This is a genomic window from Halorubrum sp. 2020YC2 (genome assembly GCF_018623055.1).
Classification (GTDB): Archaea; Halobacteriota; Halobacteria; order Halobacteriales; family Haloferacaceae; genus Halorubrum.
On the sequence record NZ_CP076019.1, the window covers coordinates 1,327,374 to 1,352,902 of the forward strand.

Here is a 25,529-nt window from a genome sequence, read left to right on the forward strand (position 1 = left end):
CCGGCGAGCCAAACGAGACGCGGGACCGGGCAGGGCGGGTCGAACGGGCCGAAACAAGAGCAACACCGAAGGCCCCGGGCGTCGATGGCCGTCACATGTACCACCCCGGACCCCCGCGCTTCCTCGCGACCGGCGAGCGGACGGAGTTGGCACCGAGAGACCCGAACCCCGACGCGACGTACGCGTGGCGCGTCGCGGACGCGCCGCCCGACAGCGAGGCGACCGTGGGCGACGACCCGGTGACCGAGTTCACGCCCGACGTGCCGGGCCGTTACCTGCTCGGGCTCGACGCCCCGGACGGCGACCACCTGCTCACGGTGCGCGCGTTCCCCGCGAGCTACGAGGGAGTCGACGTCGCCGGCGGGAGCGGCACCGCGATACGCGACCGCGACGCGGAGGAGGTCCCGAGCGACTACGCCGCGCGGGAGCGACACGAGGGAGTCGGTCGACCCCGGGTCCGGGTGGAGGCGGACGTCGCGGCCGACGGAGACGGGTCGACGGACCGAGCGACCGGGAGTCCGGCGGACGAGAGCGCCGGCGAGGCGGTGTTCACCGCGGTTCCGACCCCGAACCCGGAGTCGACGCTCGGCGCGGACGACCTGGCCGTGACGTTCGTCGTCGACGACCGCGACGTCGAGACCGCGGTCGGCGCGGGGCGCAGGAACCCCCGGGACGCGCTCCGCGTGAGCGGCGACGGCCGGGAACTCCGGGTGCCGCTCGACGCGGTGCCGGACCGGCTCCGGGTCCACGCCGTCGCGGTCGCGCGCGACCCGGGCGAGGACCCGCGGGTCAGCGTGGCCGACGCGGCCGCCGTCGAGCGGGTCGACGACGCCGCGGCCGCGCTCGACGAGGGGGCGGGCGGCGAGGCCGTGTTGACGCCGGAGACGCCCGACTTCCGGACGCGGCGGCTCAACGAGCCGCCCGAGTGGACCCGGGACGCCTCCGTCTACGAGGTGTTCGTCCGCACCTTCGCTGACGCCGAGGAGGGGGCGGCGTTCGACGCGATAGCCGAGCGGATACCGCAGATCGCGGACCTCGGCGTCGACACCCTGTGGCTCACCCCGGTCCTCGGCCACGACGGGAAGCCGCACGGCTACAACATCGTCGACTTCTTCGACACCGCCGACGACCTCGGCGACCGCGACGAGTTCGAGGCGCTCGTCGAGACCGCCCACGACCACGGAATTCGGGTGCTGTTCGACTTCGTCGCCAACCACACCGCGCGCGACCACGAGTGGTTCCGGGACGCCTACCAAAATCCCGACTCGCCGTTCCGCGACCGCTACGAGTGGCAGGACTCCGGCGAGCCGGGCACCTACTTCGACTGGGAACTGATCGCGAACCTCGACCACGCCAACCTCGACGTGCGGCGGTTCCTGCTCGACGTGATAGACGAGTGGGCGCCGCTCGTCGACGGGTTCCGCTGCGACATGGCGTGGGCCGTGCCCGACTCGTTCTGGCGCGAACTGCGCGACCGCGTGAAGGACATCGACCGGGAGTTCCTCCTGATGGACGAGACGATCCCGTACATCCCCGGGTTCCACGAGGGGATGTTCGACGTGCACTTCGACGCGACGCTGTACTTCCAGCTCCGGCAGGTCGGCCGGGGCGCGGAGCCCGCGGCGACCGTCCTCGACGCGGTCGACCAGCGCGCGGAGATCGGGTTCCCCGACCACGCCGAGTTCCTCCAGTACATCGAGAACCACGACGAGACCCGCTACCGCGTCGAGTGCGGCGACGCGGCCGCGGCCGCGGCGGGCGCGGCGATCATGACGCTGCCGGGCGTGCCGATGGTGTACGCCGGTCAGGAGATCGGCCAGCGCGGCCGCCGGGACGCGATCGCGTGGGATCACGCGCGCGAAGACGTCCGCGAGCGCTACGAGCGACTGCTCGAAACGCGCCGGGACCACCCGGCGCTCGGTCCCGCGGGCGACCTCGACCGCGTCGGCTACCACGTCGCGAGCGGCGACCTCTCCGAGCGCCCGGTCGTCGCCAGCGGCGACGTCCACCCCGACGACGTGGTCGCGTTCCGCCGGACCGACGGCGAGGAGGACCTCGTCGTCGTCCTCAACTTCGCGCCCGCCGACGCGAGCGTCGCGGTCGGGGTCGACCACGGCGAGCGCGACCTCGTCGCCGGCGAGCGGTGCGTCGTCGAGGACGGCGAGGGCACCGAGCGGATCCGCGTCGACGACGTGGCCGTGGTGCGGGTCGAGTCGGAGTGAGCGGCCGGGCGGTCGGCTCCGTGGGCGGCCCCGTCGGCAGCCCGCCGGGCGAGATCGGCCGCGACCGCGACCCGTCCGGACGCAACGCTTGAGTCGGTGGGGGTCGCAGGGTGGCGTATGCGATTCGACCGCTCCGACGGCGTCTTCTGTCACGTCACCTCGCTGCCGGGGGCGTACGGGATCGGCGACCTCGGGCAAGGCGCGCGCGAGTTCCTCTCGTTCCTCGGCGACGCCGGCGTCGACCACTGGCAGATATGTCCGATCGGTCCGACGCTCTCCGTCGCGGGGGAGTCGCCGTACCAGTCGCCGTCGGCGTTCGCCGGCAACCCGCTTTTCGTCGACCCCGACGGCCTCGTCGCGGACGGCTGGCTCGACGAGGGAGACCTGGAGCCGGTCCCCGAGTTCCCGGCCGACCGCGTCGACTACGACGCGGTTCGGGAGTACAAGCTCCCGCTGTTGCGGACCGCCTTCGAGCGGTTTGAGGAGCGGGCGACCGACGCCGACCGGGCGGCCGTCGACGAGTTCCGCGAGCGCGAGCCGTGGCTCCCCGACTACGCGCTGTTCCGGGCGCTCTCCGACGCGCGGCCAGAGGACGTCTGGACCGAGTGGCCCGAGCCGCTGCGGACGCGCGACCCCGAGGCGCTCGCGTCGGCGCGCGAGGAGCACGCGCGGGAGGTCCGGTTCCGCGAGTTCGTGCAGTGGACGTTCGACCGCCAGTGGCGCGACCTCCGCGCGGTCGCGGCCGAGGAGGGGGTGTCGATCGTCGGCGACGTGCCCATCTACGTCGCGCTCGACTCGGCCGACGTGTGGGCGAGTCCGGAGGCGTTCCAGCTCGACGAGGGGAACCGCCCGACCGCGGTGGCGGGCGTCCCGCCGAACGCGGGCGACTCCGGCCAGCGCTGGGGGAACCCGCTGTACGACTGGGAGCGGCTGGCCGAGTCCGGCTACGACTGGTGGCTCGACCGCTTCCGCCGGCTGTTCGAACTGGCGGACGTGGCGCGGCTCGACCACTTCCTCGGGTTCGTGAAGTACTGGGCGATCCCCGCCGACGGGGGCGACCCCGCGGACGGCGAGTGGCGCGAGGGACCGGGGCGCGACCTGTTCGAGGCGGTCGAGCGCGAGCTCGGTGAGGCCCCGTTCATCGCGGAGGACCTCGGCTTCGAGGAGCCGGCGATGGACGAGCTGATGGCCGAGTTCGGGTTCCCGGGGATGCGCGTCCCGCAGTACGCCGACTGGTGCGCGGAGGGGAACGAGTACCAGCCGATGCACTACGGCGAGGACGTCGTCGGCTACACCTCGACGCACGACACGGACACGTGGGTCGGCTACTTCGGGGACCTCCCGGCCGAGCAGCGCGACTGCTTCCGGTACAACGTTGGCTCCGACCCCGACGAGCCGACCGAGTGGGCGATCATCGACGAGGTGTGGAGCTCGGACGCGATCCTCGCGGTGACGACGGTCCAGGACCTGTTTGGACTCGGCAGCGAGGCGCGGTTCAACGAGCCGGGCACGCTGGCGGGCAACTGGGAGTGGCGGGTCAGCCGCGACGCGCTCGACGACGCGATCGCGGACCGGCTGTGGGAGCTGGGCGGGACGCACGTGCGGTGAGGCGTGGCCGGAATCGTCCCCGACGCGCCGGTCGTCCACGCCCTCGTCGTCGCCGCCGCGACCGGGTTCATCTGGCTCGGCAGCGGCTGGTTGGCGGAGGCCGCCGAGACGCTCTCGGGGTACTACGGGCTCCCGGCGGTGGTTCAGGGGTCGATCGTCGTCGCGGTCGGGTCGAGCTTTCCGGAGCTGGTGAGCGTGCTCGTCACCGCCGTCACCGGGGTCTTCGACATCGGCGTGGGCGCGCTCGTCGGCTCGGCCATCTTCAACGTCCTCGTGATCCCCGCGGCCGCCGGGCTGGGCGGCGAGGACGAGCTCGAAGCCAGCCGGACGATCGTGTACAAGGAGGCGCAGTTCTACATGCTCGCGGTCTCCGCGCTGGTCGTGACGTTCGCGCTCGCGGTCATCTACTTCCCCGTGTCGGCGGACCCGATCGTCGGGAGATTGCCGCGCTCGCTCGCGGTCGTCCCGCTCGCGCTGTACGGCCTCTACCTCTTCATCCAGTATCAAGACGTCGGTGACGCGGGGATAGAGCGCGTGCGCGACGGGGTCGACGTCCGGCGGGAGTGGGCGAAGCTGGCGGCCGGGTTGGGGCTCATCGTCGTCACAGTCGAGCGGCTCGTCGCGTCGGTGGAGTCGCTCGGGGTCACCTTCGGAATCCCCGAGTTCCTCGCCGGCGTCACGATCGTCGCGGCCGCGACGAGCATCCCGGACGCGCTCGTGAGCGTTCGGACCGCGCGTCAGGGCCGCGGCGCGACGAGCCTCGGCAACGTCCTCGGGTCGAACACCTTCGACCTGCTCGTCGCGATCCCGCTGGGAGTGCTGATCGTCGGGGAGGTGGCCGTCAACCTCTCGACGGCGGTGCCGATGCTCGGGGTGTTGACGGCCGCGACCGTCCTGCTCTTCGTGACGCTCCGGACGAGCCTCGCGCTCACCGAGCGCGAGTCGTACGCGTTGCTCGCGGCCTACGGGCTGTTCGTCGCGTGGGTCGTCTCCGAGGCGGTCGGAGCGACGAGCGTGCTCAGGGGCGTGTGAGCCGGCGTCCGGGCGGCCGTCACCCGCGAGTGACCGCTAAGGACGACGGCTCAGTACGAGTCCCGACCGATGATGAGGTACAGCAGCACCCCGAGGATCGGCGCGAAGAAGACGATGAGCGCCCAGAGGATCGGCGGGTGGTCGCTTCGCGACTGCGCGTCCGAGTACGTCCACACGATCATCGCGAGGTGGACGACGAAGAAGACGAGCGTGATCAGGAGGGCGATGCCGCCGGCGGCCGCGCCTTGGAGGAGCAACGGGGACATGCCGGCCGAGATAACAGCGGCCGGAAACAAGTGTCTTCGGGATCGGTCGCGGTGAGCCCGCCGAAACCGATATTCGAGCGTAGTGCGAACACGCCGCATGGGAAACGCGGTGCGCGCGCTCGGCGCCGGAGTCGAGTGTCTCGGCGGCATCGCCCTGCTCGGAGCGTCGTCGCTCGTCGACGGCGAGGTCCGGACCGGGCCGCTCGCGGTCGGGTTCGCCGCCGGCTACCTCTACCGACACGCGCGGGCAGCCGCGGGCTGTCGCCGGTTCCGGGGCGGGCCGGGACGGAGCCTCGGCGTCGCGCTGGCGTGGGGGGCGTTGGGCGTCGCGGTCGACCGTTCGATGGGCGACTCGGCTGCGAGTCGGGCGTACGCGGCCGGAGTCGGGATCGGATCGGCGGCGTACTGGCTCACGCGGCGAGGGGAGTGAGACTCGGACGGCTCCCGAGACCGCCGGAGACCGAACCGTTTTGATCCCGCGGCGCCCGGTCCCGGTATGAAGCTGCCAGTCGACGCGGACCGGCTCCGCGCGGACATCGAGGCGAACGCGGCGTTCGGCCGCGTCGAGACGGACGACCCGGAGGCGCACGCGCGAACGAACCGCACCGGCACCGAGGCGAACCGGCGGGCGAGAGACCGGCTTGTCGAGCGCCTCCGCGACGCCGGACTCGACGTCACCGTCGACGCGGTGGGCAACGTCCTCGGGACGTGGACCCCGGAGAGCGCCGACCCGGACGCGGCGCCGGTCGTCTCGGGGAGCCACCTCGACAGCGTCCCGGAAGGCGGTATCTTCGACGGCCCGCTCGGCGTGTACGCCGCGCTGGAGGCGGTCCGCGCGATGCGCGACGACGGGTTCGAACCCGAGCGGCCGGTCGGCGTCGTCAGTTTCACCGAGGAGGAGGGCGGTACGTTCGGGAACGGGCTGCTCGGCTCGACGGTCGCGACGGGCGAGCAGGGGCTCGACGAGGCGCTCGCGCCGGCGAACGCCGACGGGGAGACGCTGGGCGAGGCGCTCGACCGGATCGGCTACCGCGGGGGGAGCGCGCTCGACGCCGCCACACCGACCGACGACGACGGCGCGGCGACGACGCTCGACCCCGCGTCGTGGGCGGCGTTCTACGAGCTTCACATCGAGCAGGACACGACGCTGGAGACGGCGGGCGCGGCCGCCGGTATCGTAACGACGATCACGGGGATCACCCACTGCGAGGCGGCGATCGACGGGGAGGCGAACCACGCGGGCGCGACCGCGATGGACGAGCGCACCGACGCGCTCGCGGCCGCGAGCGAGTTCGTGTTGGACGTCGAAAGCGCCGCGGACGAGGTCGTCGACTCCTCGTCGCCCTCGGCGGTCGGGACCGTCGGGTCACTGTCGGTCGAGCCGAACGCGACGAACGTCGTGCCCGGGCGCGTCGAGGCCAGCGTCGACATTCGCGACGTTGAGGCCGGGTCGATGGAGGCCATCGTCGACGCCGCGCGCGGCTCCCTCGACCGGCTGGAGCGAGAGCGCGGCGTCGAGACCGAGTTCGAGCGCCCGTTCGACGTCGCGCCGACGCTGATGAGCGACCGGCTGCGCGAGGCCGCCCACGGGGCCGCAGACGCCGCGGACCGCGAGGCGATCGACCTCCACTCCGGCGCCGCCCACGACGCGATGCGGGTCGCGCGTGTCACGGACGCGTCGCTGCTGTTCGCGCCGTCGCGGGACGGGATCTCGCACAACCCCCGAGAGTGGACGGACTGGGCGGACTGCGCCGCCGCGACCGAGGTGCTCGCCGGGTCGCTCGCGCGGGTCGCGAGCGGAGATAGATGACTGACGGGGAGGAGAACTCGCCGCGCTCGCGGAGACGCCGGTCGAGTTGGAGGTCCACGACGGCCCGAGCGTCAACGTCCGCCAAGAGGAGTCGTGGGTCGAGCTTCGGGTCCGGTACCTCACGCACCCGCGCCGCGGACAGCGCGTGAAGAACCGACTGTACGAGCGGATCCGAGCGCGGTTCAACGAGAACCCGGACCGCGTGGCGTTCCCGGTGAGCCGGAGCCGATAGGGCCGACCCGGTGAGTCGGCGTCGGCGAGTCGGAGCGGGCGAGTCGGCGTCGGTGGACCGGAGCCGACAATTCCGGGACGACGGGGTGGGGTCCGCTGCTCGAGTGCGGGCGGATTGCCTCCGGGGAAACGTTTTCCACGGTGACCGCGCACATCGATCACATGGATCTGGAGATAGCGGGGAACGCGGCGCTCGTCACTGCGTCGTCGAGCGGACTCGGCAAGGCGTCGGCCAAGGCGCTCGCCCGCGAGGGGGCGAACGTGGTGATAAACGGCCGCGACGAGGACCGACTGGCGGACGCCAAGTCGGAGGTCGAATCGGTCGCGGACGGAGAGGTCGTCGCTCAGCCCGGCAACCTCACCAAGCCGGACGACGTCGAGGCGCTCGTCGAGACGGCCGTCGACGAGTTCGGCGGACTCGACCACCTCGTCACGAGCGCGGGCGGTCCGCCTTCGGGGGCGTTCCTAGAGACGGACGACGATGACTGGGAGGAGGCGTACGAACTGCTCGTGATGAGCGTCGTCCGGCTCGCGCGCGCGGCCGAGCCGCACCTCCGCGAGGGGGACGGGGGCACCATCGTGAACGTCACCTCTCGGAGCGTGAAGGAGGCGCTCGACAGCCTCGTCTTGTCGAACTCGGTCCGGATGGGCGTAATCGGGTTAGAGAAGACGCTCTCGAAGGAGTTCGCGCCGGAGATCCGGGCCAACGCCGTGTTGCCCGGGCCGCACGAGACGTCGCGGATTCGAGAGCTGGTGAACGACGCCGTCGACCGCGGCGAGTACGACACCTACGAGGAGGGGCTCGCCGAGTGGGCCGGCAACCCCCTCGAACGCATCGGCGACCCGATGGAGCTGGGCGACACCGTCGCGTTCCTCTCCTCGCCGAAGTCCGGGTTCATCAACGGCACCGCGCTCCCGATAGACGGCGGCGCGACCGGCGCGAACCTATGAGAGCGGTCCCGTTCGACGAGGCCGAGACGTACGAGCCGGAAGACGGCTGGCGGCGGGTGTCGATGGCGGGCAGCGACCGCTTCTCGTTCGAGTGGTTCGAGAAGCCGCCGGGGCACTCCTCGCCGCTCCACGACCACGAGAACGAGCAGGTGTGCCTCTGTCTCGAAGGGGAGTTGACCGTCGTCACGGAGGAGGGGGCGTCGGCCACGCTCGGTCCGAACGACTCCGTCTACCTAGAGGCGAGCGAGCCGCACCGCGTCGAGAACACCGGCGACGAGCGGGCGGTCGGACTCGACGTGTTCGCGCCCGGTCGCTCGTTCGACTTCTGGACCGACCGGGAGGAGTGACTCGACGGTGAACGGAGGGGCTACCGCGTGAACTACCTCGCACGCACCGCGAGCGGCCGGCCGCTGCTGGGCGACGAGGAGGGGTACGTGCCGCTCGCGGCGGCTGAGCCGCGAGCCGAAAGCGTTCGCGACGCGCTCCCGCTGGCGGCCGCGGGCGACCTCGCGAGCGTCGAGGACGCGCCCGCCGAGCCCGTGCCGGCCGAGGACTTAACCTTCGGGCCGCCGCTGGAGCGGTTCGGGAAGCTCTGGGGGATCGGTCTCAACTACGCCGACCACGCCGGCGACCTCGACGAGGAGCGCCCGGAGGAACCGGCCAGTTTCATCAAGCCGTCCACGGCCCTGACGGGGCCGGGCGGCCCGATCAGGCTGCCGCCGAGCGAGCAGAGCGAGCGCGTGACCGCAGAGGCGGAACTGGCGGTGTTGCTGGGTCGAGAGTGTCGATCGGTCGCGACCCGAGAGGTGGACGACGTCGTCGCCGGCTACCTCCCGGTGATCGATATGACCGCCGAGGACGTGCTCCGGCGGAACCCCCGGTTCCTCACGCGCGCGAAGAGTTACGACACGTTCCTCGTCGTCGGGCCGGCGATCGCGGTCCCGGACGAGCCGGTCGATCTCGCGGACGCGACGGTGACGACGCGGGTCAACGGCGAGGTCGAGGCCGAAAACGAGGTGCGGAACATGCTGTTCCCGCCCGCGGAGATCGTCTCGTTCCACTCCGAGGTGTCGACGCTGCGCCCCGGCGACCTGTTCAGCACCGGAACTCCGGGCGCGGCGCCGATCGAACCCGACGACGAGGTGCGAGCGACCGTCGAATCGATCGGCTCCGTGTCGGCGTCGGTGACCGGCCGCCGGTTCTGAGTACGCCCCGGTCGCGGCCGGTCCCTGCCGCGGCGTTGCGACCTCGAAAGAGAGGTATATATACCGTCACACATCAGCGGTCGCGCTCTCCAGTCCTTCTGTGGTAGAGGGGAGTCAGGCGTTTCGCGGGCTGAATGCGCGTTAGAACTGGTCTCGTCTGTCTCTCGTCGATGGCATCTGGAAGAAAGTTTTATATATCCTCGCAACTAACTATACGTTAACAGACTGGCGATTCGCGGACCTCGCTGTATTTCCGTCGGGGGATCGTCGGAGCCAACCCATGACAGAGACAGACACCTACAGCGGCGGCGGTACGGAGCGAGAACGACTGACTGACTCGGCCGACGAGACCGGAAGCGGGGAGCGCACGCGAACGAGGGCGACGGACTCAACGACCGAGGAGACGGCGAGCGCCGAGGAAACGGCGAACGCCGAGGAGACGGCGAGCGAGCGCGAGCGGAGCACGACCTGTCCCGAGTGCGGCGGCCAGTTAGCGACGGACACGGAACACGGCGAGACCGTCTGTACCGACTGCGGACTCGTCGTCGAGGAGGACTCGGTCGACCGCGGACCGGAGTGGCGAGCGTTCAACTCCGGCGAGCGGGACAGCAAGTCGCGGGTCGGGGCCCCGACGACGAACATGATGCACGACAAGGGGCTCTCGACGAACATCGGTTGGCAGGATAAAGACGCCTACGGTAAGTCGCTCTCCGGGCGGCAGCGGCGCCGGATGCAGCGGCTGCGGACGTGGAACGAGCGGTTCCGCACCCGCGACTCCAAGGAGCGCAACCTCAAGCAGGCGCTCGGTGAGATCGACCGCATGGCCAGTGCACTCGGCCTCCCGGACAACGTCCGCGAGACCGCTAGCGTCATCTACCGCCGCGCGCTGAGCGAGAACCTCCTCCCCGGCCGCTCCATCGAGGGCGTCGCGACCGCGGCGCTGTACGCGGCCGCCAGACAGGTGGGGAACCCCCGGAGCCTCGACGAGTTCACGGCGGTCTCGCGGGTCGAGAAGATGGAACTCACGCGGACGTACCGCTACGTCGTCCGCGAGCTGAAGCTGGAGGTGAAGCCGGCGGACCCGACGAGCTACGTCCCGCGGTTCGCCTCGCGGCTCGACCTCTCGGACGAGGCCGAGCGCCGGGCCCGCGAACTGCTCGACGACGCCGCGAACGCGGGGATCACGAGCGGCAAGTCGCCCGTGGGACTCGCCGCCGCCGCGGTGTACGCCGCCGCCCTGCTGTCAAACGAGAAGGTGACCCAGAGCCAGGTCTCCGACGTGGCCGACGTGTCCGAGGTCACTATCCGGAACCGGTACAAGGAGCTGCTCGAAGCGAGCGGCGACGTGTCCGCCTGATCCGACGCCCGCGCCGGTTCGCCACCCACGTTTTTAACGCGGCCCGCTGTAGGCGAGAACATGGTCGACGCGTTCGTCAGACTGGTCTGTCCGGAGTGCGGCAAGGAGTGGCAGGAGAACCCCGCCGAGCTTCAGGACCTTCGGTCCAACTTCAGCTGTTCGGCGTGTCACGCGACGCGGCGCCTGACCGAGTTCATGCGGACCGAGCGGGACCTCGAAGCGGTCAGGCAGTTTCAGTAACCGAGAGCGACCCGGAACCAGCGGTGACTCGGTGGCCGCGGCCCCTTCCACGCCGCCCCCACGTCGAGTCCGCCGGGCTGTGAGTCGCCCGTGGTTCACCGGCCCCGGTATCCGCGGATGTACCTACAACGATCCTGAACGTCTCGTCGAGAAACCACTTCTCCGCCCCGCTACTCGCGAAATACGCGAATACCATGGTAACGTGACTCAAGATAATAATATATACCTCCAGTAGCAAAGGACTGGTACTCATGAAGAAGCAGGAGCTCATCCATCTTCACGGTCTCCTCGCGGAGGTACGAAAACAGTGCGAGTTCTGGGACGACGACGTTGACCTCGAAGCCTACGAGGAACTGGGCGTCAAACCGACATCGATTCACAAGTCGAAGACCGACCACAAAGCGGCCGTTTTCAAGCTGACCGAGGGAATCACCGAGCCGATGGAGTCGTCCGAGTCGGAGCCGCTGGCCCCGACCGCCGACTGAACCGTTTACCGCGTCCCGTTCCTCGCCGCCCGCACCGATCACCGGACAGCGTCGCGGCCGCGGTCAGGACCCGACGGGCTCTCCGTCACCGCGGAGTTCCGACTCGTCGTCGCCGGACGCGGAGCCTCGGTCGGAGGCCGGCGTGCCGTCGGTGCGGTCGCTCTCCTCGGAGTCGATTTCGGTGACCGACAACACCTTCAGCGGGATGTTTCGGAGTCGCTTCCCGATCTCCTTGCGCGCGACGCGGCTGGCGTGTTCACCCCGGTCGACGTTGAACACGTCCATCTGAAGCTCCAAGGCGACGAGCGCCTCGTCGGCCGCGACGAACGCCGGATCGAGCTGCTCGCCGCTCGGTGACGTTCGGGTTCCGGTGTCGATCTCGACGTAGTTGAGGTCGGGGTTGAGCATCTCTCCGGTCTTCGAGATGGCGATCCGGACCGCCTCGTCGGCGGTCTCCACGTCGTACACCGGGACTGCGGCCTCGACGACGACTCGACAGTCCATCACGCCCGAGAATACCACGCGAACGAGTATCAAACTTCGGCCGCGGTCGCCACGCGGAGCGCTCCCTCGCTCACTCGCCGCCGGCGCGGAGGTAGTAGAACACGTACGTCTGCGCGTAGCCGGCGAACTCGCCGCCGAACCGCTCACGGATCGCCCGGGAGGTCGCCGCGTAGCTCCCGCGGTCGCAGTCGGGGTAGTACTCTTCGATGGTGGTTCGAATCCAGGTGTCGAGCGGCACCGCCTCGAGGAAGCCTAAAGAGAACAGCAGCACGCAGTCCGCGACCTTCTCCCCGACGCCGACGAACCGCGTGAGCGACTCGCGGGCCTCCTCGTACGGCAGGTCGGCCGCCTCCAGGGGGTCCGCCTCGCCGCTCGCGACCATCTCGGCCGTGCGCCGGACGTACGGCGCGCGGTATCCCAGAGAGAGGTCGCGGAGTTCGTCCTCCGTGCGGGCGGCCAGTTGCTCGGGCGTCGGAAAGGCCCGGTACGTCTCGCCGTCGAGCGCGACCGCGTCGCCGTACGTCTCCCGAAGCCGACGCTGCATGCCGTGGATGCGGGCGACTCGCATCTGTGCCGAGCAGATGAACGAGACCAGACAGGGGAAGACGGGGTCGCGGGTCAGCCGCATCCCCTCGTAGGCGTCGTACGCGCGTTCGAGGAGCGGGAGGTCTGGCGTGGCGTCCAAGACCGCGTTGAGGTCGTCGTCGAGTCGCAACAGGTGCGTCAACAGCGGCTCGGCGTCGATCGACGACTCCCAGCGGAGGGTCCCGTCGTGGACGCCGCCCTCCTGTCGAACTCGGACCGGGACCCGGTCTTCGGTCACGCCGGGGACCGGGTCGACGACCGTCTCGTACCACGCGTCGCCGCCGCGCGCGTGGAGCTCGTCGTACGTATCGCCGTCAGCGCGGTTCCAGAGGTAGCTCTGCCCGCTCTCGAGGGTCGCCTGAAGGTCGAACGGTCCAGCCAGATCGCCGACGTCGATCGCCCCGCGTTCCATCGTCTTCGGTCAGGACGCGCTCGGACATGCGGGTTTCGGTCGCGGACCGCCGCCGAAGACGGCTTTTTGTCCGCCCGACCCGTATCGGAGATATGCCGACGTACAGGCGGACGACTCGGGTGCCGGCCCCGATCGAAGACGTGTGGGAGTTTCACTCCACGGTCGACGGACTGCGCGAACTCACCCCCGACTGGATGCGCCTCCGGATCAGCGGCGTCGAGGGGCCGGACGGCTCGCCCGATCCCGAGGTCCTCGTCGCCGGGTCGACGATAGGGATGTCGATCAGGCCGTTCGGGGTCGGACCGCGACAGCGGTGGACCTCGCGGATCGTCGAACGCGATCCCGAAGGGGTGACCCCGCCCGAGCGCTCCGCTCGGTTCGTCGACGAGATGGAGGGCGGTCCCTTCCGTCGCTGGGAGCACACCCACGCGTTCTACGCCGACGGCGACGAGACCCTGCTCGTCGACACGGTCGCCTACCGGCTTCCGCTCGGCCCGCTCGGCGACGCGGCCGGCCCGCCGGCGAAGATCGGATTCGAGGGGATGTTCCGCGACCGACACCGGCGGACGGTCGAGCGGTTCTCGGAGAACTGAGCCCGGCGGAGCGAGGGACGCGGAATCAGTCGACCTACGGCGACGCCGCCCGGGTCGCGTCCGCTCCGAACGTGAGTTCGAAGACGGCACCGTCGTCGTTTCGCGCCTCGATGTCCCACTCGTGCGCCTCGACGATCCGGTCGACGATCGCCAGGCCGATCCCGGAGCTGTCGGCCGAGGAGACGCCCGAGTCGAACACCGTGTCGACGATTTCGACCGGGATCCCCGGCCCGTCGTCCGCGACGTACAGCCCGCCGTCGGTGCCGTCGGTACCGAGCGGCCCGATCTCTATCGCGACGTCTCGACCGCCGTGATCGATCGCGTTCCGAAAGAGGTTCTCGAACGCCTGACGAAGTCGACTGGGGTCGGCCTCGACGCGGCCGACCTCGTCCGCGATCGTGAGCGTCGCGTCCGGCGCGCGCACCGACTGCCACGCGTCCTCCGCGATAGCCTCGATCGGAACGAGTTCCGTGTCACCGATCGCCTCCCCCCGGCGCGCGAGCATGAGGAGGTCGTCGATCAGCGTCTCCATCCGGTCGACCGCACCGCTCATGGCCTCGTGGCGGGCGGGCGACAGCTCTTCCTCGGAGAGCGACAGGTACCCCGAAATCACGTTGAGCGGGTTCCGGAGGTCGTGTGAGACGACCGCGCTGAACTGTTCGAGCTGTTCGGCCTGACGGCGGAGCGCCGCCCGGCGGTCGTTCCGGGCGATCGTGTGCGCGATCAAGTCACCCAGCGTACGGTACAGGTCCACCTCGCCGTCGGTCCAGACGCGGCGGTCCTCGGACTCGAACGCGACGATCCCGCTCAGCTCCCAGTCGACGACGAGCGGCACGTGAACCGTCGCCGGCGGCGCCTCGACCGCGCTCCCGTTTCCGCCGTGGAAAGACCCCGCGGGAGCGGACGGACGCGCGACGTTGCCGAACGTCGACAGGCGGTCCGGGTCGGGGAACTCCTTGAACGGTCTCGACGCCGGCTCGAACCCGTCGGGACACCAACTGTACGCGGGCACGAACCGCCCGTCCTGCTCTCGGTAGCAGACGATCCGATCGAGTTCGGCGTGTTCGCCCACGTTCTCCATCGTCCACTCGATCTTCGTTCCGACCTCGTCGGTGCGCGTGCTCATCAGCGTCGTTCCCGAATCGAGCAGCACTTCCGCGAGGCGAGCGACGTCGTCGTCACCGAGCCGAACTCGGTCGGGATCCACCCTGTTCGCGAGGCGCTCGACGAGCGGGTCAGAGTCGGCGGGGCCGTCCCCGTCCGTGGCGTCGACCACGTCGTCGACGCCTGCCGACAGCAGAGTTCGGACCGTCGCCGTCGTCGCGTCTTCGACGACGGCGATCACCGGCACGTTCGACGGGAGCATCGCGAGTCGATCCCTCACCGTCTCGTCGGTCGCGGCCGCGGCGGTGACGACCACACCGCAGGTCGCGTTCAGCAACTCCTCACCGTCACGATCAGCGCCGAAGTCGGCGGGGGCGAGCGTGCGAAACGTCGGGCCGTCGGGTCCCTCCCAGGCGGTGTCGACCGCGCGGGATACGCGTTCGCCGGCGCTCGCGTCGTCGCCCACGAACGCGACGACCGTTCGCCGTTCCATATCCGTTCAAGTCGGTCCGCGGGCTTCAACGTTTATCCCAAAATATCGGCGCTGAAAACGCTATCACCGGTCCGCGGCCGCGGTGACGTAGATCCCTACCAGGACAACACAGCCGCCGCCGACGGTGGCCGGCGTCGGCGCCTCCGACAGCAGCACGAGCGCGAGCAGCGTCGCGCCGACCGGCTCACCGAGGAGCGAGACGGAGACGACGCTCGATTCGAGGTGTGCGAGCGCCCAGTTGAGAACTGTGTGTCCGAGCAGCCCCGGACCGACTGCCAGCCCCGCGAACAGAAGCCACTCTCGGGGCGGATATCCACCGAGCGAGTGCCCCGCGGCGAGGACGAACGCGAGCAGAACGAACGCACAGACGCCGTACACGACCGTGACGTAGGGGACGAGCGAGATTCGCTGGCGCAACGAGCGCCCGGCCAGCACGTACCCCGCGGCGGCAATCGCGCCGGACAGCGCCAGCGCGTTCCCGTACAGCGGACGAGGACCGACCGCCACTCCGCCGAGGAAGTCGCCGATCGACATCGAGGCCATCCCGGCGACCGCGACGGCGATACCCACGGCCATGCGGCGCGTGACGCGCTCCCGCAGCACCAGCCACGCGCCGAGCGCGACGAACACCGGCTGGGCCTGGACGAGCGTCACGCTTGCGGCGACGCTCGTCCATCGAAGGCTCTCGAACCACGCGGCGAAGTGGACCGCGAGCGCGATTCCGGACAGAACCGCGAACCCGAGGTCCCGCGAGCGGATCCGTACAAACTCTCCCCGGTACCGCCACGCGCCGACCAAAGCCAGCGGCAGCGTCGTAAACAGTACGCGATAGAAGGCGGCGACCGAACTGGGCGCGCCGCTCAGGCGCACGAGAATCGCGCCCGCGCTCACGGCGGTAACCGCGGCCGCGAGCCCCGCCTTCGGTGACACCGCCGGCTTCGAGGTCATCGAGTCTCGCGGTCGTTCGAGCGGCGGGCGCTTACCGGTTTCGAGAGGCGACCGGTCGATTAGCAGAGGGATTCGTACCCCGATAGGCGTGCCGACGGAGATATGACGGCCCGGCGCGAACGGCGACACATGTGTGCGGACACGTTCGGAGTCGGTATCCGCGTCACCGAGGCGGAGTTCCGGGTGGTCGTCGGCGTTCCCTCCGACATCGACGCCGGGTGGACCGATCCCGAGGCGTTTCAGTCGCTCGTGACGGAGACCGTGTGGGAGCGGCTCGACCGACGCCCGACGCTGGAGGCCGTCGCCGCGCGGTACGAGACGGGCGAAACGGCCTCACTCGGTAGCGTGACGATCGAACCGGACGGCACCGTGGTGGACACCGATCTCAACCGCATCAGAGCGGCGGACGACTGAGGGGTCAGGTCGAGAGACGAGGCCGACGCGCCTCGGTGTTCAGTCGCTGGACGTTCTGGTCTGGATCGCGACGCCGAGCGCCCACGCTCGCTCCGGTCGGTAGGCGGTGAGATCGTATCGAGTCGGTCCGACGGTCTCGCTCCACGTGTCAAGCGCGCCGAGCGTCACAAAGCCGGACAACGTCGCCCCCAACGTTCGCGGCGTAGTCTCTGGGTCCTCCAACACGGCGTGAACCTGCTTCGATTGCGGGTAGTTCCGGTCGCACGCCTCGATCCCCCGCTTGGCCTCGGCCCAGTGCCGACGGACGTACCCGAAGGTCGTGGGGTCCTCCGCGGAGAGTCCCTCGACCGCTGCCGCCCCCGAGTCCCCGCCGACCACAGAATCCATCCGAGTGCCGACCCGCGACACCAACTCTGCCGGACCCTCGAACGAGAGCCCCACCGCGATCCGATTCGCTTGCCCCCCGAACCTGTCCAAGAGACCGCCCACAAGCGCGACAGCGGCGTCCGCTCCCTCCCGAACGGCCACGGGCGCGAGGTCATCGACCAGCAGATCGACCGTCCCCACCGAGGCGCCGTTGAGATGGTCGGCAACGGCGTCGAGAATCCGTTCGGTCTCGGGCGCGCGCCCGAGTACCGTGTACGCGAGTCCGGCGTTCGCCACCACCTGCGTTGACGCGGCGGCCCCGCTCCGGGCGATGTCGCTCGCGTCTACCACCGCCTCCCGGTTCGGCGCCCCCGTCGTCGCCCGACCCCAACCGGCTCGCCAGGTCTCGACATCCGTCCCGAACAACACCGACACCACGCGCTCGGAGGCGACCTCGTCGCGAACAGCGGGGGGATCCCCGCAAGCCAGTCGCGCCGTGGCGTCGGCGTTTTCCGGTCCGTCCATGACAAGTTGACTTCACCGACAAAAGTGATAAACTTACGCATAGTAGTATCAGTACTGATATGGCTCTCGATCAGTAGCCGAGAGGTTCCGTCCGGCGCAGAAGCGTGTCGGCACCGCAGCGAATAGTGACAGTCATCTGCGGACCCGTTCACAGATCGCGCATTGAGCGCAGACCGCTACTGTCGGACGAACGGGTCGCGTGTGAGCGCGTACAGTCCGTTATATATGGAAAAAGCCCACGGACGCGTTGTCCGTGGGCTAGATGGGAGTTGACTCCCGTATGAGTGGGCAGGCGGCGACTCGTGGTTCCCAGAGGATCGCTCACTCCAGTACTTCACGATACGCTGGTGGGCTTAACTTCCGTGTTCGGAATGGGTACGGGTGTTCCCCCACCGCTTTGGCCGCCTTTACGCCGACTCTCGGACTCGAACCGAGACTCTCTACTGAGAGACTCCTGTGTCGGTCTGGTTCGATACCAACCGTGTATGTCGTGCGATCCAGTTACCGCCTGAACTCATGCGAGTCGTGACGCGTCAGCGCCAATGAATGTGGCTCGGTCTGTTAGTTCTCGTGGGCTTAACACCTCGTTGCCTCGGTGCGTACACCCCGAGTCTATCGAACTCGTCTTCTACGAGTGACCTCTGTGGTACCTCTTTTCCATGTGGGTTTCGAGCTTAGATGCGTTCAGCTCTTACCCCGTGTCGCGTGGCTACTCGGCATCTGCCCTTCCGGACAACCGATACACCAGTGGCGACCAAACGTAGTTCCTCTCGTACTATACGTTCGTTCACGTCAGGTACCTCACACCCCCAATAGATAGCAGCCGACCTGTCTCACGACGGTCTAAACCCAGCTCACGACCTCCTTTAATAGGCGAACAACCTCACCCTTGCCCGCGTCTGCACGGGCAGGATGGAGGGAACCGACATCGAGGTAGCAAGCCACTCGGTCGATATGTGCTCTTGCGAGTGACGACTCTGTTATCCCTAAGGTAGCTTTTCTGTCATCTACGGGTCCCATTCCGGAACCTCGTAGGTTCGCTAGACCACGCTTTCGCGTCAGCGTTCCTCGTTGGGAAGAACACTGTCAGACCATCTTTTGCTCTTGCGCTCTTCGCCGGATTCCCGACCCGGCTGAGATGATCTTCGGGCGCGCTCGATATCTTTTCGAGCGCGTACCGCCCCAGTCAAACTGCCCGGCTACCGGTGTACTCCTCCCGGAGTGAGAGTCGCAGTCACCGACGGGTAGTATTTCAATGCTGTCTCGGTGGCGTGCTGGCGCACGTACCTGTGTAACGACTCCTACCTATGCTGCACATCGGCGACCACGTCTCAGCGACAGCCTGCAGTAAAGCTCTATAGGGTCTTCGCTTCCCCTTGGGGGTCTCCAGACTCCGCACTGGAACGTACAGTTCACCGGGTCCAACGTTGGGACAGTGGCGCTCTCGTTTATCCATTCATGCAAGCCGCTACTGAAGCGGCAAGGTACTACGCTACCTTAAGAGGGTCATAGTTACCCCCGCCGTTGACGGGTCCTTCGTCCTCTTGTACGAGGTGTTCAGATACCCGCACTGGGCAGGATTCAGTGACCGTACGAGTCCTTGCGGATTTGCGGTCACCTGTGTTGTTACTAGACAGTCGGAGCGCCCGAGTCACTGCGACCTGCTCCTCAGAGAGCAGGCATCCCTTCTTCCGAAGGTACGGGACTAACTTGCCGAATTCCCTAACGTCGGTTCTCCCGACAGGCCTTGCCTTGCGCTGGCAGAGCACCTGTGTCGGATCTCGGTACGGACATCGTGCTTGCCTTTTCACGGGCCCTATGTACGGCTGACTTTCGCTATCTCGCGTTTCGCTCGCTTCGTGCCGTGACGGCGTTCACGAGTTTCCACGATTTGACCGGGCGAGTGCCCGGCTCAGCGTTCCACACGGCGTCGGCGTTTACTGCACGATGGCGCTGGAATATTAACCAGCTTCCCGTCGGTGTAGTCAAGTTGTGGTACACCTTAGGACCGGCTAACCCTCGGCTGAACGGCAGTGCCGAGGAACCCTTGCTCTTCAGGCCGTCGAGGTTCTCACCCGACTATCGCTGCTACTGTGACCAGGATTGTCGTTACTGGACGGTCCACACGAGCTCTCGCCCGGGCTTCCGTCCGACCAGTACGCCAACCTACGCGGTTGCCCCTGTCAAGGGCACGGCCAGGTCTCGGTGGTAGATTTGAGCCCCGATCATTTTGGGCGCCTCAAACCTCGGCCGGTAAGCTGTTACGCTTTTCTTAGCGGGTAGCTGCTTCTAAGCTCACCTCCCGGCTGTTTAGGGCTTGAGACCACCTTCGAATCGCACTTAATCTACACTTTGGGACCTTAACCCGGCTCTGGGTTGTTCCCCTCACGGTACACAGGCTTACCCCGCGCACCGGACTCCCTTCGTCTGCGGCGCCTGCGGGTTTGGAGTTCGACAGGATGGCCGACTCCTCTCGGAGGCGGGTCATCCAATCGGTAGCTCTACCCCGCGGGCTACCTCGGAAGAGGTCATGCTTCGACATGTTTCGGTTGGAACCAGCTGTTGCCAGGCTCGATGGGCCTTTCACCCCTACACACGAGTCACGAGAGGATATTGTAGAATACCAACTCTAACAGGCCTCCACGTGGCTTTCGCCACGCTTCACCTTGCTCGCGCGTAGATCGCCTGGTTTCGGGTCGCACCCGATTGACTCCCCGCGCTTGAACACGGTGGCCCTCGCAATGCTGCGGCCGTATCGGTTTCCCTGCGCCTTCCCCGGTTCACGGGTTAGACTCGCCAATCAAGTGCACTCCCTGGGTCGTTTTTCAAAACGCACGACACGACGCCGGCTCGACTCTCTTCCTACTGGAGGATCGCTCCTCTGTCGTTTTGAGAATCGCCTTGTACGCCCTGTCGCTCGATCGCCAGCTGATTTCAGGCCCTATTGCACCGCCCTTTTCGGGGTGCTTTTCAGCGTTCGCTCACGCTACTTGTTCGCTATCGGTCTCGAGGAGTGTTTAGCCTTCTCAGGGGATGCCTGAGCTGTTCACAGAGGATATCCGACCCCTGCTACTCTGGTATTGACGCCATCTGTACTGTTCTCTCGTACGGGGTTGTCACCCTGTTTCACGCTCCGTTCCAGGAGACTTCTGAGAGAGTGTCGAGATTTGGTTGTCAACCCGAACACCACATTGGTCCGAAGACCTTCGGTTTGGGCTGTGTCGCGTTTACTCGCGGTTACTGACGACATCGCTGTTGCGTTCTTTTCCTTCCCTTACTGAGATGTTTCAATTCAGGGAGTTCCCTATTGCGCGTGGCAATTGTAAAACGGATTCCGATTCGGAAATCTCATGTTCTTTCCCTCCATGCGGGTCCCATGAGCTTTTCGCAGCTTGGCACGTCCTTCGTCGGCTCTCGAGCCGAGCCATTCACCAGCTGGCACAGTAGCCAGTAGTGTGTCAGTCAACTCTCCAGAGGAGAGTGCTGACGGTGTCAAGTGACATAGTGTCACCCGACTGTATATGGTTCACTGACGTTCCACGAACTCGGATGAGTTCAGTGGACGTCTGGATCGCACGTATACACGGTTGTCATTGAATCGCCCCGGGTGTGACGGGGCGTTCGTCGAACCCTTCCCATCCGCGGTTTCCCGGGATGGTGCATCGGTCGTCGTGTTCGAACCGAGTCGCGTCTCCCACTTAAGGGGACGGATTCGCTTCGAACGGACATGGACTCACTGGGATTCGAACCCAGGGCATCCTCCTTGCAAGGGAGGCACTCTACCGCTGAGCTATGAGCCCACCTTCCCCAAGGGGGAAGGTCTGGTGTGTTGTGTGGGCCGTGGTCGTTCTAAGGTGTCCAAGCCGGTGGGTGGGCGGACGATACAGTCCAATGCGAATGAGTAGTGACCGTCGTGGTGACGGTCGTAAGGTGAGCTCGCCCAGAGGGCGAGTCTCGGGTCGGTGGAGGTGATCCAGCCGCAGATTCCCCTACGGCTACCTTGTTACGACTTAAGCCCCCTTGCGAAGCCCAGATTCGACGTACGTGGTACGCCTCATCCGGACCTCACTCGGGTGCTTTGACGGGCGGTGTGTGCAAGGAGCAGGGACGTATTCACCGCGCGCTTATGACACGCGATTACTACCGAATCCAGCTTCATGTGGGCGAGTTGCAGCCCACAATCCGAACTACGATCGAGTTTCTGAGATTACCGTCTCCTTTCGGAGTTGGAACCCTTTGTCTCGACCATTGTAGCCCGCGTGTTGCCCAGCACATTCGGGGCATACTGACCTACCGTTGCCCGTTCCTTCCTCCGTGTTAGCCACGGCGGTCTCCCTACTGTCCCCAGCTACCTCGCGGTACTGCTGGCAAGTAAGGATGCGGGTCTCGCTCGTTGCCTGACTTAACAGGACGCCTCACGGTACGAGCTGACGGCGGCCATGCACCTCCTCTCTGAAACTCGGACAAGGTCATCAACCTGGTCGTCATTATTACAGTCGATGCTGGTGAGATGTCCGGCGTTGAGTCCAATTAAACCGCAGGCTCCTCCGGTTGTAGTGCTCCCCCGCCAATTCCTTTAAGTTTCATCCTTGCGGACGTACTTCCCAGGCGGTCTGCTTAGCGGCTTCCCTACGGCACAGCACCCACTCGTAGTGGGAGCCACACCTAGCAGACATTGTTTACGGCCAGGACTACCCGGGTATCTAATCCGGTTCGAGACCCTGGCTTTCGTCCCTCACTGTCGGATCCGTTCTCGCGACGTGCTTTCGCCATCGGCGGTCCGTCCAGGATTACGGGATTTCACTCCTACCCCGGACGTACCCGTCGCGCCTTCCGGTCCCAAGCCACGCAGTTTCTACCGGGCGCCCACCTGTTGAGCAGGTGGATTTCCCGATGGACTTGCGCGGCCAGCTACGGACGCTTTAGGCCCAATAAGATCGGCCATCACTTGGGCTGCCGGTATTACCGCGGCGGCTGGCACCGGTCTTGCCCAGCCCTTATTCTGGTACCGCCTTAGGGTACCGAAAAGCACAGGCGCTATGCCTGTGCACTTGGGATCCCCCTATCGCACTATCGTGCAGTGTAAAGGTTTCGCGCCTGCTGCGCCCCGTAGGGCCCGGAATCTTGTCTCAGATTCCGTCTCTGGGTTCTCACTCTCATGACCCATACCGATTATTGGCACGGTGGGCCGTTACCCCACCGTCTACCTAATCGGCCGCAGCCACATCCTTCGGCGCCGGAGCGTTTGGCATACCACTCATTCCAGTGGTGGTATGGTATACACTATTAGCCTCAGTTTCCCGAGGGTATTGTGTTCCGAAGGGTAGTTTGGCCACGTGTTACTGAGCTATTCGCCACGAGTCTGAACTCGTGCGACTAGCATGGCTAAATCGGATCCCAATAGCAATGGCCTCCGGCAGGATCAACCGGAATGAGTATCCTTCGAGCCTGATTCCCGGCTCGAAGGGGGTGTTGGCGGGTGTCAACGATGATGTTGACACACCATTGCATTGGTCTGTGTGGTGTCCGGTTCACCCAACGGCTTGGATGGCACCGAACGACCACGGCTCACATCAGATCGCCGCTTACGCCGGAGCGCAGGGGGCGCGATCCTCATCGGATGAGTCGGACGAGCCGACTCTGCGAAACCGGGCCGACTTGAACGGCCCGAGTCCGCGGTGCGTTCTTCGCGTATCAACCGAACGGGCTTATACACTTAAGCACGTCGGAACGCTTTGACCGGCCGCGTAAACGGTCGGTCGGTGCTCCCTCGTCGGGGGCGCCTCGCATTTCTTTGAATGCCCGGGTTATATTTAACCCCGTCGAAGCATCCTCGCCACGTCATGCGGTTTCATGGAACAGTTCACAAGTGATCGATCCGTCGAGAGGAGTTGATATCGGAAGGGAATCGCAGCTACCGAGTAAGTCGTAAGGTACCTGTTTCCGAGATATCTATCCGAAATATGTCATATGAATTCGTTCCCTCACACGTGCGCGGAATCGAGTTGAAATAGGAACCGGGGATGATCGGTTGTTTATACCACGGGCGTTTATAAGGGAGGGGACCACATATAAAAGCGAACGATGACGAACCCTGCAGACTCGATCGAGATTCAGAACGTTGTTGCATCGACGGGTATCGGTCAGGAGCTCGATTTGGAGGCGCTTGCCGAGGACCTCCCAGGCGCGGATTTCAACCCCGACAACTTCCCCGGTCTCGTGTACCGTACCCAGGAGCCGAAGGCTGCCGCGCTCATCTTCCGCTCGGGGAAGATCGTCTGTACGGGCGCGAAGAGCATCGATGACGTCCACGAAGCGCTCGGCATCATCTTCGAGAAACTCCGCGGCCTCCAGATCCCCGTCGAGGACGATCCGGAAATCACTGTCCAGAACATCGTGTCCAGCGCAGACCTCGGGCACAACCTCAACCTCAACGCCCTCGCGATCGGTCTGGGGCTCGAAGACGTGGAGTACGAACCGGAGCAGTTCCCCGGGCTCGTCTACCGGATGGACGAACCCGAAGTCGTCATTCTTCTCTTCGGGAGCGGAAAGATCGTTATTACGGGCGGAAAACGCACCGATGACGCCGAAGAAGCGGTCGAAGAGATCGTCGAACGCATCGAAGGTCTCGGCCTCCTCGGCTGACGCGATCTCGTATCGATCGGTCTGTTCGGAGACCCCGTCTGGGCGAAGAAGCGGGCAGGCGGTCGGCAGTCAGTATCGGAGTGCCGGTCCTCGGTGGCAGGCGGTCGGCAGTCAGTATCAGAGTGCCGGTCCTCGGTGGCAGGCGGTCGGGCGTTGTTGGGTCACGCTTCCACGGTGTCCTCGGTGAGGACCTCTTTCACGACGCTCGGGTCCTCGAGAAGCTGGTGTTTCGTGTAGCTTCCCTCGGCGCTACCGCCGCTGTGTTTCGACTGTTCGATGATGTCGAGGAACGCGTGTTCCTTCAGAAGGTCTCGAACGCGTCGCAGCGAGAGGCTATCGGACCCTTCCTGCCGGCAGATGTTCTCGTAGATCTCGTACACTCGGCTCGTCCGGAACCCGTCTTGCCGGCCGTTAGAGAGCGACAACAGCGCGAGCGCTTGGAGGACGTACCGCGAGTGCGGCGTGGATCCGCGGATGAGTTCTCGGAACCGATCCGTCTCCGCCCGCTCGCGCGCCTGAGTGACGAACTCCTCGCGGACCGTTGGTTCGCCGTTCGCCTGCGCGATCTCGCCGGCGTACCGGAGGATGTCGATGGCCTTCCGCGCGTCGCCGTGTTCGCGGGCGGCGAGCGCGGCGGCCCGAGGAACCGTCGACGGTTCGAGGACGCCGTCGTGGAACGCGTCCGCACGCGCCTGCATGATCTCTCTGAGTTGGTTCGCGTCGTACGGCGGAAAGACGAACTCGCGTTCACAGAGGCTGGATTTGACTCGCTCGTCCATTCTGTCCTTGTACTGGATCTTGTTGCTGATTCCGACGACACCGAGCTTACAGTCAGTAATTTTTCCCGCCTCACCGGCACGGGACAGCTGCATCAGGATGGCATCGTCGTCGAGCTTATCGATTTCGTCGAGGAGGATCAAGACGACGTCGTATCGCTGGTCGAGGATCCGCCAGAGGCGTTTGTAGTAAGTAGAAGTCGAGAGCCCCTTATCGGGGACGTTGATGTCGGTCTCTTCGGAGTCGTTGACGCCTTCGGCGATCGTCTGAACGGCCTGCGTCTCCGTAGTGTCCTGCGCGCAGTCGACGTAGGCGAACGTCGCCGTGACGCCTTCCTCGCTGGCGGTCGAGACGAGTCGCTTCGAGACGTACTTCGCACACAGCGACTTTCCGGTACCCGTTTTGCCGTAGATGAGCACGTTGCTCGGGCTCTGTCCGAAGATAGCCGGGTTGACTGCGGTCGCTAGGTCCGCAATCTCATCGTCCCGGCCAACGATACGCCCCTCGCCCGGTAAGTGACTGATCTCGAGGAGTTCCTTGTTCGCGAAGATGGGGTCCTCCTTCGTGAAGAGATCGTCCGCTGCGTCCATGAGAGAGACACCGTGTTTCCGGTGAAATGCGTTCTGCTTCGCGACCGAACTGGAGGCGGGGTGAAGCACTGATCGAGGTCGAGACACACACCGTGTTTCCGGTGAAATGGGGGTAGGGTGGGGGTTGGGTGGAGTAGAATAGGGTGGAATGGGACGGGAGTAGAGT

Annotated in this window: 21 protein-coding genes, 1 tRNA gene, 3 rRNA genes and 1 pseudogene; 15 read left to right on the top strand and 11 right to left on the bottom strand. The window is 66.4% G+C overall.

All coding sequences use genetic code 11. The annotated features are described in order from the left end of the window. The first annotated feature begins 95 nt into the window (after positions 1–95). The 3 genes from malA (at position 96) to KI388_RS06535 (ending at position 4,862) form a co-directional block, all read left to right on the top strand. Positions 96–2,222, top strand: a complete 2,127-nt coding sequence (gene malA / locus KI388_RS06525; protein ID WP_215088540.1) for an alpha-amylase MalA — start codon at positions 96–98, stop codon at positions 2,220–2,222. Positions 2,223–2,339: 117 nt separating this feature from the next. After that, positions 2,340–3,830 carry a 4-alpha-glucanotransferase gene (gene malQ, locus KI388_RS06530; RefSeq protein WP_215088541.1) on the top strand — a complete coding sequence of 497 codons (1,491 nt, stop codon included), beginning with the start codon at positions 2,340–2,342 and terminating at the stop codon, positions 3,828–3,830. A gap of 3 nt (positions 3,831–3,833) precedes the next feature. Then, positions 3,834–4,862, top strand: a complete 1,029-nt coding sequence (locus KI388_RS06535) for a sodium:calcium antiporter (protein WP_215088542.1) — start codon at positions 3,834–3,836, stop codon at positions 4,860–4,862. Between the two features lie 50 nt (positions 4,863–4,912). Here the strand turns inward: KI388_RS06535 and KI388_RS06540 are convergent, their stop codons facing one another. Further along, positions 4,913–5,128: a PLDc N-terminal domain-containing protein gene (locus tag KI388_RS06540; RefSeq protein ID WP_215088543.1), complete on the bottom strand. Its 216-nt coding sequence runs from the start codon at positions 5,126–5,128 to the stop codon at positions 4,913–4,915. Between the two features lie 97 nt (positions 5,129–5,225). On the opposite strand from KI388_RS06540, the gene KI388_RS06545 reads away from it, so the two are divergent. From KI388_RS06545 to KI388_RS06585, 9 genes and pseudogenes are all read left to right on the top strand, one after another. Continuing rightward, positions 5,226–5,558: a hypothetical protein gene (locus KI388_RS06545; protein ID WP_215088544.1), complete on the top strand. Its 333-nt coding sequence runs from the start codon at positions 5,226–5,228 to the stop codon at positions 5,556–5,558. Positions 5,559–5,624: 66 nt separating this feature from the next. Beyond that, positions 5,625–6,938 carry a Zn-dependent hydrolase gene (locus tag KI388_RS06550; protein ID WP_215088545.1) on the top strand — a complete coding sequence of 438 codons (1,314 nt, stop codon included), beginning with the start codon at positions 5,625–5,627 and terminating at the stop codon, positions 6,936–6,938. A gap of 22 nt (positions 6,939–6,960) precedes the next feature. Further along, a pseudogene (locus KI388_RS06555) lies at positions 6,961–7,170 on the top strand (mechanosensitive ion channel family protein); the annotation flags it as partial. A gap of 161 nt (positions 7,171–7,331) precedes the next feature. Continuing rightward, the gene (locus tag KI388_RS06560) at positions 7,332–8,120 is read left to right on the top strand and encodes an SDR family oxidoreductase (RefSeq protein WP_215088546.1); all 789 of its coding nucleotides are present in this window, start codon (positions 7,332–7,334) and stop codon (positions 8,118–8,120) included. Beyond that, positions 8,117–8,467: a cupin domain-containing protein gene (locus KI388_RS06565; RefSeq protein WP_215088547.1), complete on the top strand. Its 351-nt coding sequence runs from the start codon at positions 8,117–8,119 to the stop codon at positions 8,465–8,467. The genes KI388_RS06560 and KI388_RS06565 overlap by 4 nt, the downstream gene beginning before the upstream one ends. A gap of 27 nt (positions 8,468–8,494) precedes the next feature. Next, the gene (locus KI388_RS06570; protein ID WP_215088548.1) at positions 8,495–9,325 is read left to right on the top strand and encodes a fumarylacetoacetate hydrolase family protein; all 831 of its coding nucleotides are present in this window, start codon (positions 8,495–8,497) and stop codon (positions 9,323–9,325) included. Between the two features lie 280 nt (positions 9,326–9,605). Beyond that, a complete protein-coding gene (locus KI388_RS06575; RefSeq protein ID WP_215088549.1) occupies positions 9,606–10,682 on the top strand; it encodes a transcription initiation factor IIB in 1,077 nt (358 codons plus the stop codon). A 60-nt stretch (positions 10,683–10,742) separates the two neighbouring features. After that, a complete protein-coding gene (locus KI388_RS06580; RefSeq protein WP_215088550.1) occupies positions 10,743–10,922 on the top strand; it encodes a hypothetical protein in 180 nt (59 codons plus the stop codon). 251 nt (positions 10,923–11,173) lie between these two features. Next, on the top strand, positions 11,174–11,407 hold the full coding sequence (locus KI388_RS06585; protein WP_004598519.1) for a UPF0058 family protein: 234 nt from the start codon (positions 11,174–11,176) through the stop codon (positions 11,405–11,407). Between the two features lie 63 nt (positions 11,408–11,470). Here the strand turns inward: KI388_RS06585 and KI388_RS06590 are convergent, their stop codons facing one another. Together KI388_RS06590 and KI388_RS06595 are read right to left on the bottom strand one after the other, a co-directional pair. Further along, on the bottom strand, positions 11,471–11,911 hold the full coding sequence (locus KI388_RS06590; protein ID WP_215088551.1) for a DUF555 domain-containing protein: 441 nt from the start codon (positions 11,909–11,911) through the stop codon (positions 11,471–11,473). A gap of 70 nt (positions 11,912–11,981) precedes the next feature. Next, positions 11,982–12,908, bottom strand: a complete 927-nt coding sequence (locus KI388_RS06595) for a DNA-3-methyladenine glycosylase (RefSeq protein ID WP_215088552.1) — start codon at positions 12,906–12,908, stop codon at positions 11,982–11,984. Positions 12,909–13,000: 92 nt separating this feature from the next. Between KI388_RS06595 and KI388_RS06600 the strand changes: the two genes are divergently transcribed. Continuing rightward, positions 13,001–13,501 carry an SRPBCC family protein gene (locus tag KI388_RS06600; RefSeq protein ID WP_215088553.1) on the top strand — a complete coding sequence of 167 codons (501 nt, stop codon included), beginning with the start codon at positions 13,001–13,003 and terminating at the stop codon, positions 13,499–13,501. A gap of 34 nt (positions 13,502–13,535) precedes the next feature. Here the strand turns inward: KI388_RS06600 and KI388_RS06605 are convergent, their stop codons facing one another. After that, positions 13,536–15,098 (bottom strand): HAMP domain-containing sensor histidine kinase, encoded by a 1,563-nt coding sequence (locus KI388_RS06605; protein WP_215088554.1) that lies wholly within the window; start codon positions 15,096–15,098, stop codon positions 13,536–13,538. Between the two features lie 63 nt (positions 15,099–15,161). Then, positions 15,162–16,046 carry a DMT family transporter gene (locus KI388_RS06610; RefSeq protein ID WP_215088555.1) on the bottom strand — a complete coding sequence of 295 codons (885 nt, stop codon included), beginning with the start codon at positions 16,044–16,046 and terminating at the stop codon, positions 15,162–15,164. A 129-nt stretch (positions 16,047–16,175) separates the two neighbouring features. Between KI388_RS06610 and KI388_RS06615 the strand changes: the two genes are divergently transcribed. Continuing rightward, positions 16,176–16,460, top strand: coding sequence for a hypothetical protein (locus tag KI388_RS06615; protein WP_215088556.1), 285 nt, complete (start codon positions 16,176–16,178; stop codon positions 16,458–16,460). 39 nt (positions 16,461–16,499) lie between these two features. On the opposite strand, the gene KI388_RS06620 is transcribed toward KI388_RS06615, so the two are convergent. The 5 genes from KI388_RS06620 to KI388_RS06640 form a co-directional block, all read right to left on the bottom strand. After that, positions 16,500–17,351: a hypothetical protein gene (locus KI388_RS06620; RefSeq protein WP_251133226.1), complete on the bottom strand. Its 852-nt coding sequence runs from the start codon at positions 17,349–17,351 to the stop codon at positions 16,500–16,502. Positions 17,352–17,638: 287 nt separating this feature from the next. Further along, positions 17,639–17,760 (bottom strand): 5S ribosomal RNA (gene rrf, locus KI388_RS06625). A gap of 132 nt (positions 17,761–17,892) precedes the next feature. Further along, positions 17,893–20,807 (bottom strand): 23S ribosomal RNA (locus KI388_RS06630). 272 nt (positions 20,808–21,079) lie between these two features. Then, a tRNA-Ala gene (locus KI388_RS06635) sits at positions 21,080–21,151 on the bottom strand. A 163-nt stretch (positions 21,152–21,314) separates the two neighbouring features. Then, a 16S ribosomal RNA gene (locus KI388_RS06640) occupies positions 21,315–22,784 on the bottom strand. The 16S, 23S and 5S rRNA genes sit together here with 1 tRNA gene alongside, the layout of an rRNA operon. Before the next feature lie 651 nt (positions 22,785–23,435). Between KI388_RS06640 and KI388_RS06645 the strand changes: the two genes are divergently transcribed. Beyond that, positions 23,436–23,996: a TATA-box-binding protein gene (locus KI388_RS06645; RefSeq protein WP_004046033.1), complete on the top strand. Its 561-nt coding sequence runs from the start codon at positions 23,436–23,438 to the stop codon at positions 23,994–23,996. A 161-nt stretch (positions 23,997–24,157) separates the two neighbouring features. On the opposite strand, the gene KI388_RS06650 is transcribed toward KI388_RS06645, so the two are convergent. Then, positions 24,158–25,363 (bottom strand): orc1/cdc6 family replication initiation protein, encoded by a 1,206-nt coding sequence (locus KI388_RS06650; RefSeq protein WP_215088557.1) that lies wholly within the window; start codon positions 25,361–25,363, stop codon positions 24,158–24,160. Positions 25,364–25,529 lie beyond the last annotated feature (166 nt).

What these genes read in the sequence shown, in the direction of transcription:
- KI388_RS06545 (WP_215088544.1), top strand. Translation starts at nt 5,226, where the DNA reads ATGGGAAACGCGGTGCGCGCGCTCGGCGCCGGAGTCGAGTGTCTCGGC.
- KI388_RS06560 (WP_215088546.1), top strand. Translation starts at nt 7,332, where the DNA reads ATGGATCTGGAGATAGCGGGGAACGCGGCGCTCGTCACTGCGTCGTCG.
- KI388_RS06580 (WP_215088550.1), top strand. Translation starts at nt 10,743, where the DNA reads ATGGTCGACGCGTTCGTCAGACTGGTCTGTCCGGAGTGCGGCAAGGAG.
- KI388_RS06620 (WP_251133226.1), bottom strand. Translation starts at nt 17,351, where the DNA reads ATGGACGGACCGGAAAACGCCGACGCCACGGCGCGACTGGCTTGCGGG.
- KI388_RS06600 (WP_215088553.1), top strand. Translation starts at nt 13,001, where the DNA reads ATGCCGACGTACAGGCGGACGACTCGGGTGCCGGCCCCGATCGAAGAC.
- KI388_RS06590 (WP_215088551.1), bottom strand. Translation starts at nt 11,911, where the DNA reads ATGGACTGTCGAGTCGTCGTCGAGGCCGCAGTCCCGGTGTACGACGTG.
- malA (WP_215088540.1), top strand. Translation starts at nt 96, where the DNA reads ATGTACCACCCCGGACCCCCGCGCTTCCTCGCGACCGGCGAGCGGACG.
- KI388_RS06605 (WP_215088554.1), bottom strand. Translation starts at nt 15,098, where the DNA reads ATGGAACGGCGAACGGTCGTCGCGTTCGTGGGCGACGACGCGAGCGCC.
- KI388_RS06650 (WP_215088557.1), bottom strand. Translation starts at nt 25,363, where the DNA reads ATGGACGCAGCGGACGATCTCTTCACGAAGGAGGACCCCATCTTCGCG.
- KI388_RS06615 (WP_215088556.1), top strand. Translation starts at nt 16,176, where the DNA reads ATGTGTGCGGACACGTTCGGAGTCGGTATCCGCGTCACCGAGGCGGAG.
- KI388_RS06585 (WP_004598519.1), top strand. Translation starts at nt 11,174, where the DNA reads ATGAAGAAGCAGGAGCTCATCCATCTTCACGGTCTCCTCGCGGAGGTA.
- KI388_RS06595 (WP_215088552.1), bottom strand. Translation starts at nt 12,908, where the DNA reads ATGGAACGCGGGGCGATCGACGTCGGCGATCTGGCTGGACCGTTCGAC.
- KI388_RS06540 (WP_215088543.1), bottom strand. Translation starts at nt 5,128, where the DNA reads ATGTCCCCGTTGCTCCTCCAAGGCGCGGCCGCCGGCGGCATCGCCCTC.
- KI388_RS06550 (WP_215088545.1), top strand. Translation starts at nt 5,625, where the DNA reads ATGAAGCTGCCAGTCGACGCGGACCGGCTCCGCGCGGACATCGAGGCG.
- KI388_RS06575 (WP_215088549.1), top strand. Translation starts at nt 9,606, where the DNA reads ATGACAGAGACAGACACCTACAGCGGCGGCGGTACGGAGCGAGAACGA.
- KI388_RS06610 (WP_215088555.1), bottom strand. Translation starts at nt 16,046, where the DNA reads ATGACCTCGAAGCCGGCGGTGTCACCGAAGGCGGGGCTCGCGGCCGCG.
- KI388_RS06645 (WP_004046033.1), top strand. Translation starts at nt 23,436, where the DNA reads ATGACGAACCCTGCAGACTCGATCGAGATTCAGAACGTTGTTGCATCG.
- KI388_RS06565 (WP_215088547.1), top strand. Translation starts at nt 8,117, where the DNA reads ATGAGAGCGGTCCCGTTCGACGAGGCCGAGACGTACGAGCCGGAAGAC.
- malQ (WP_215088541.1), top strand. Translation starts at nt 2,340, where the DNA reads ATGCGATTCGACCGCTCCGACGGCGTCTTCTGTCACGTCACCTCGCTG.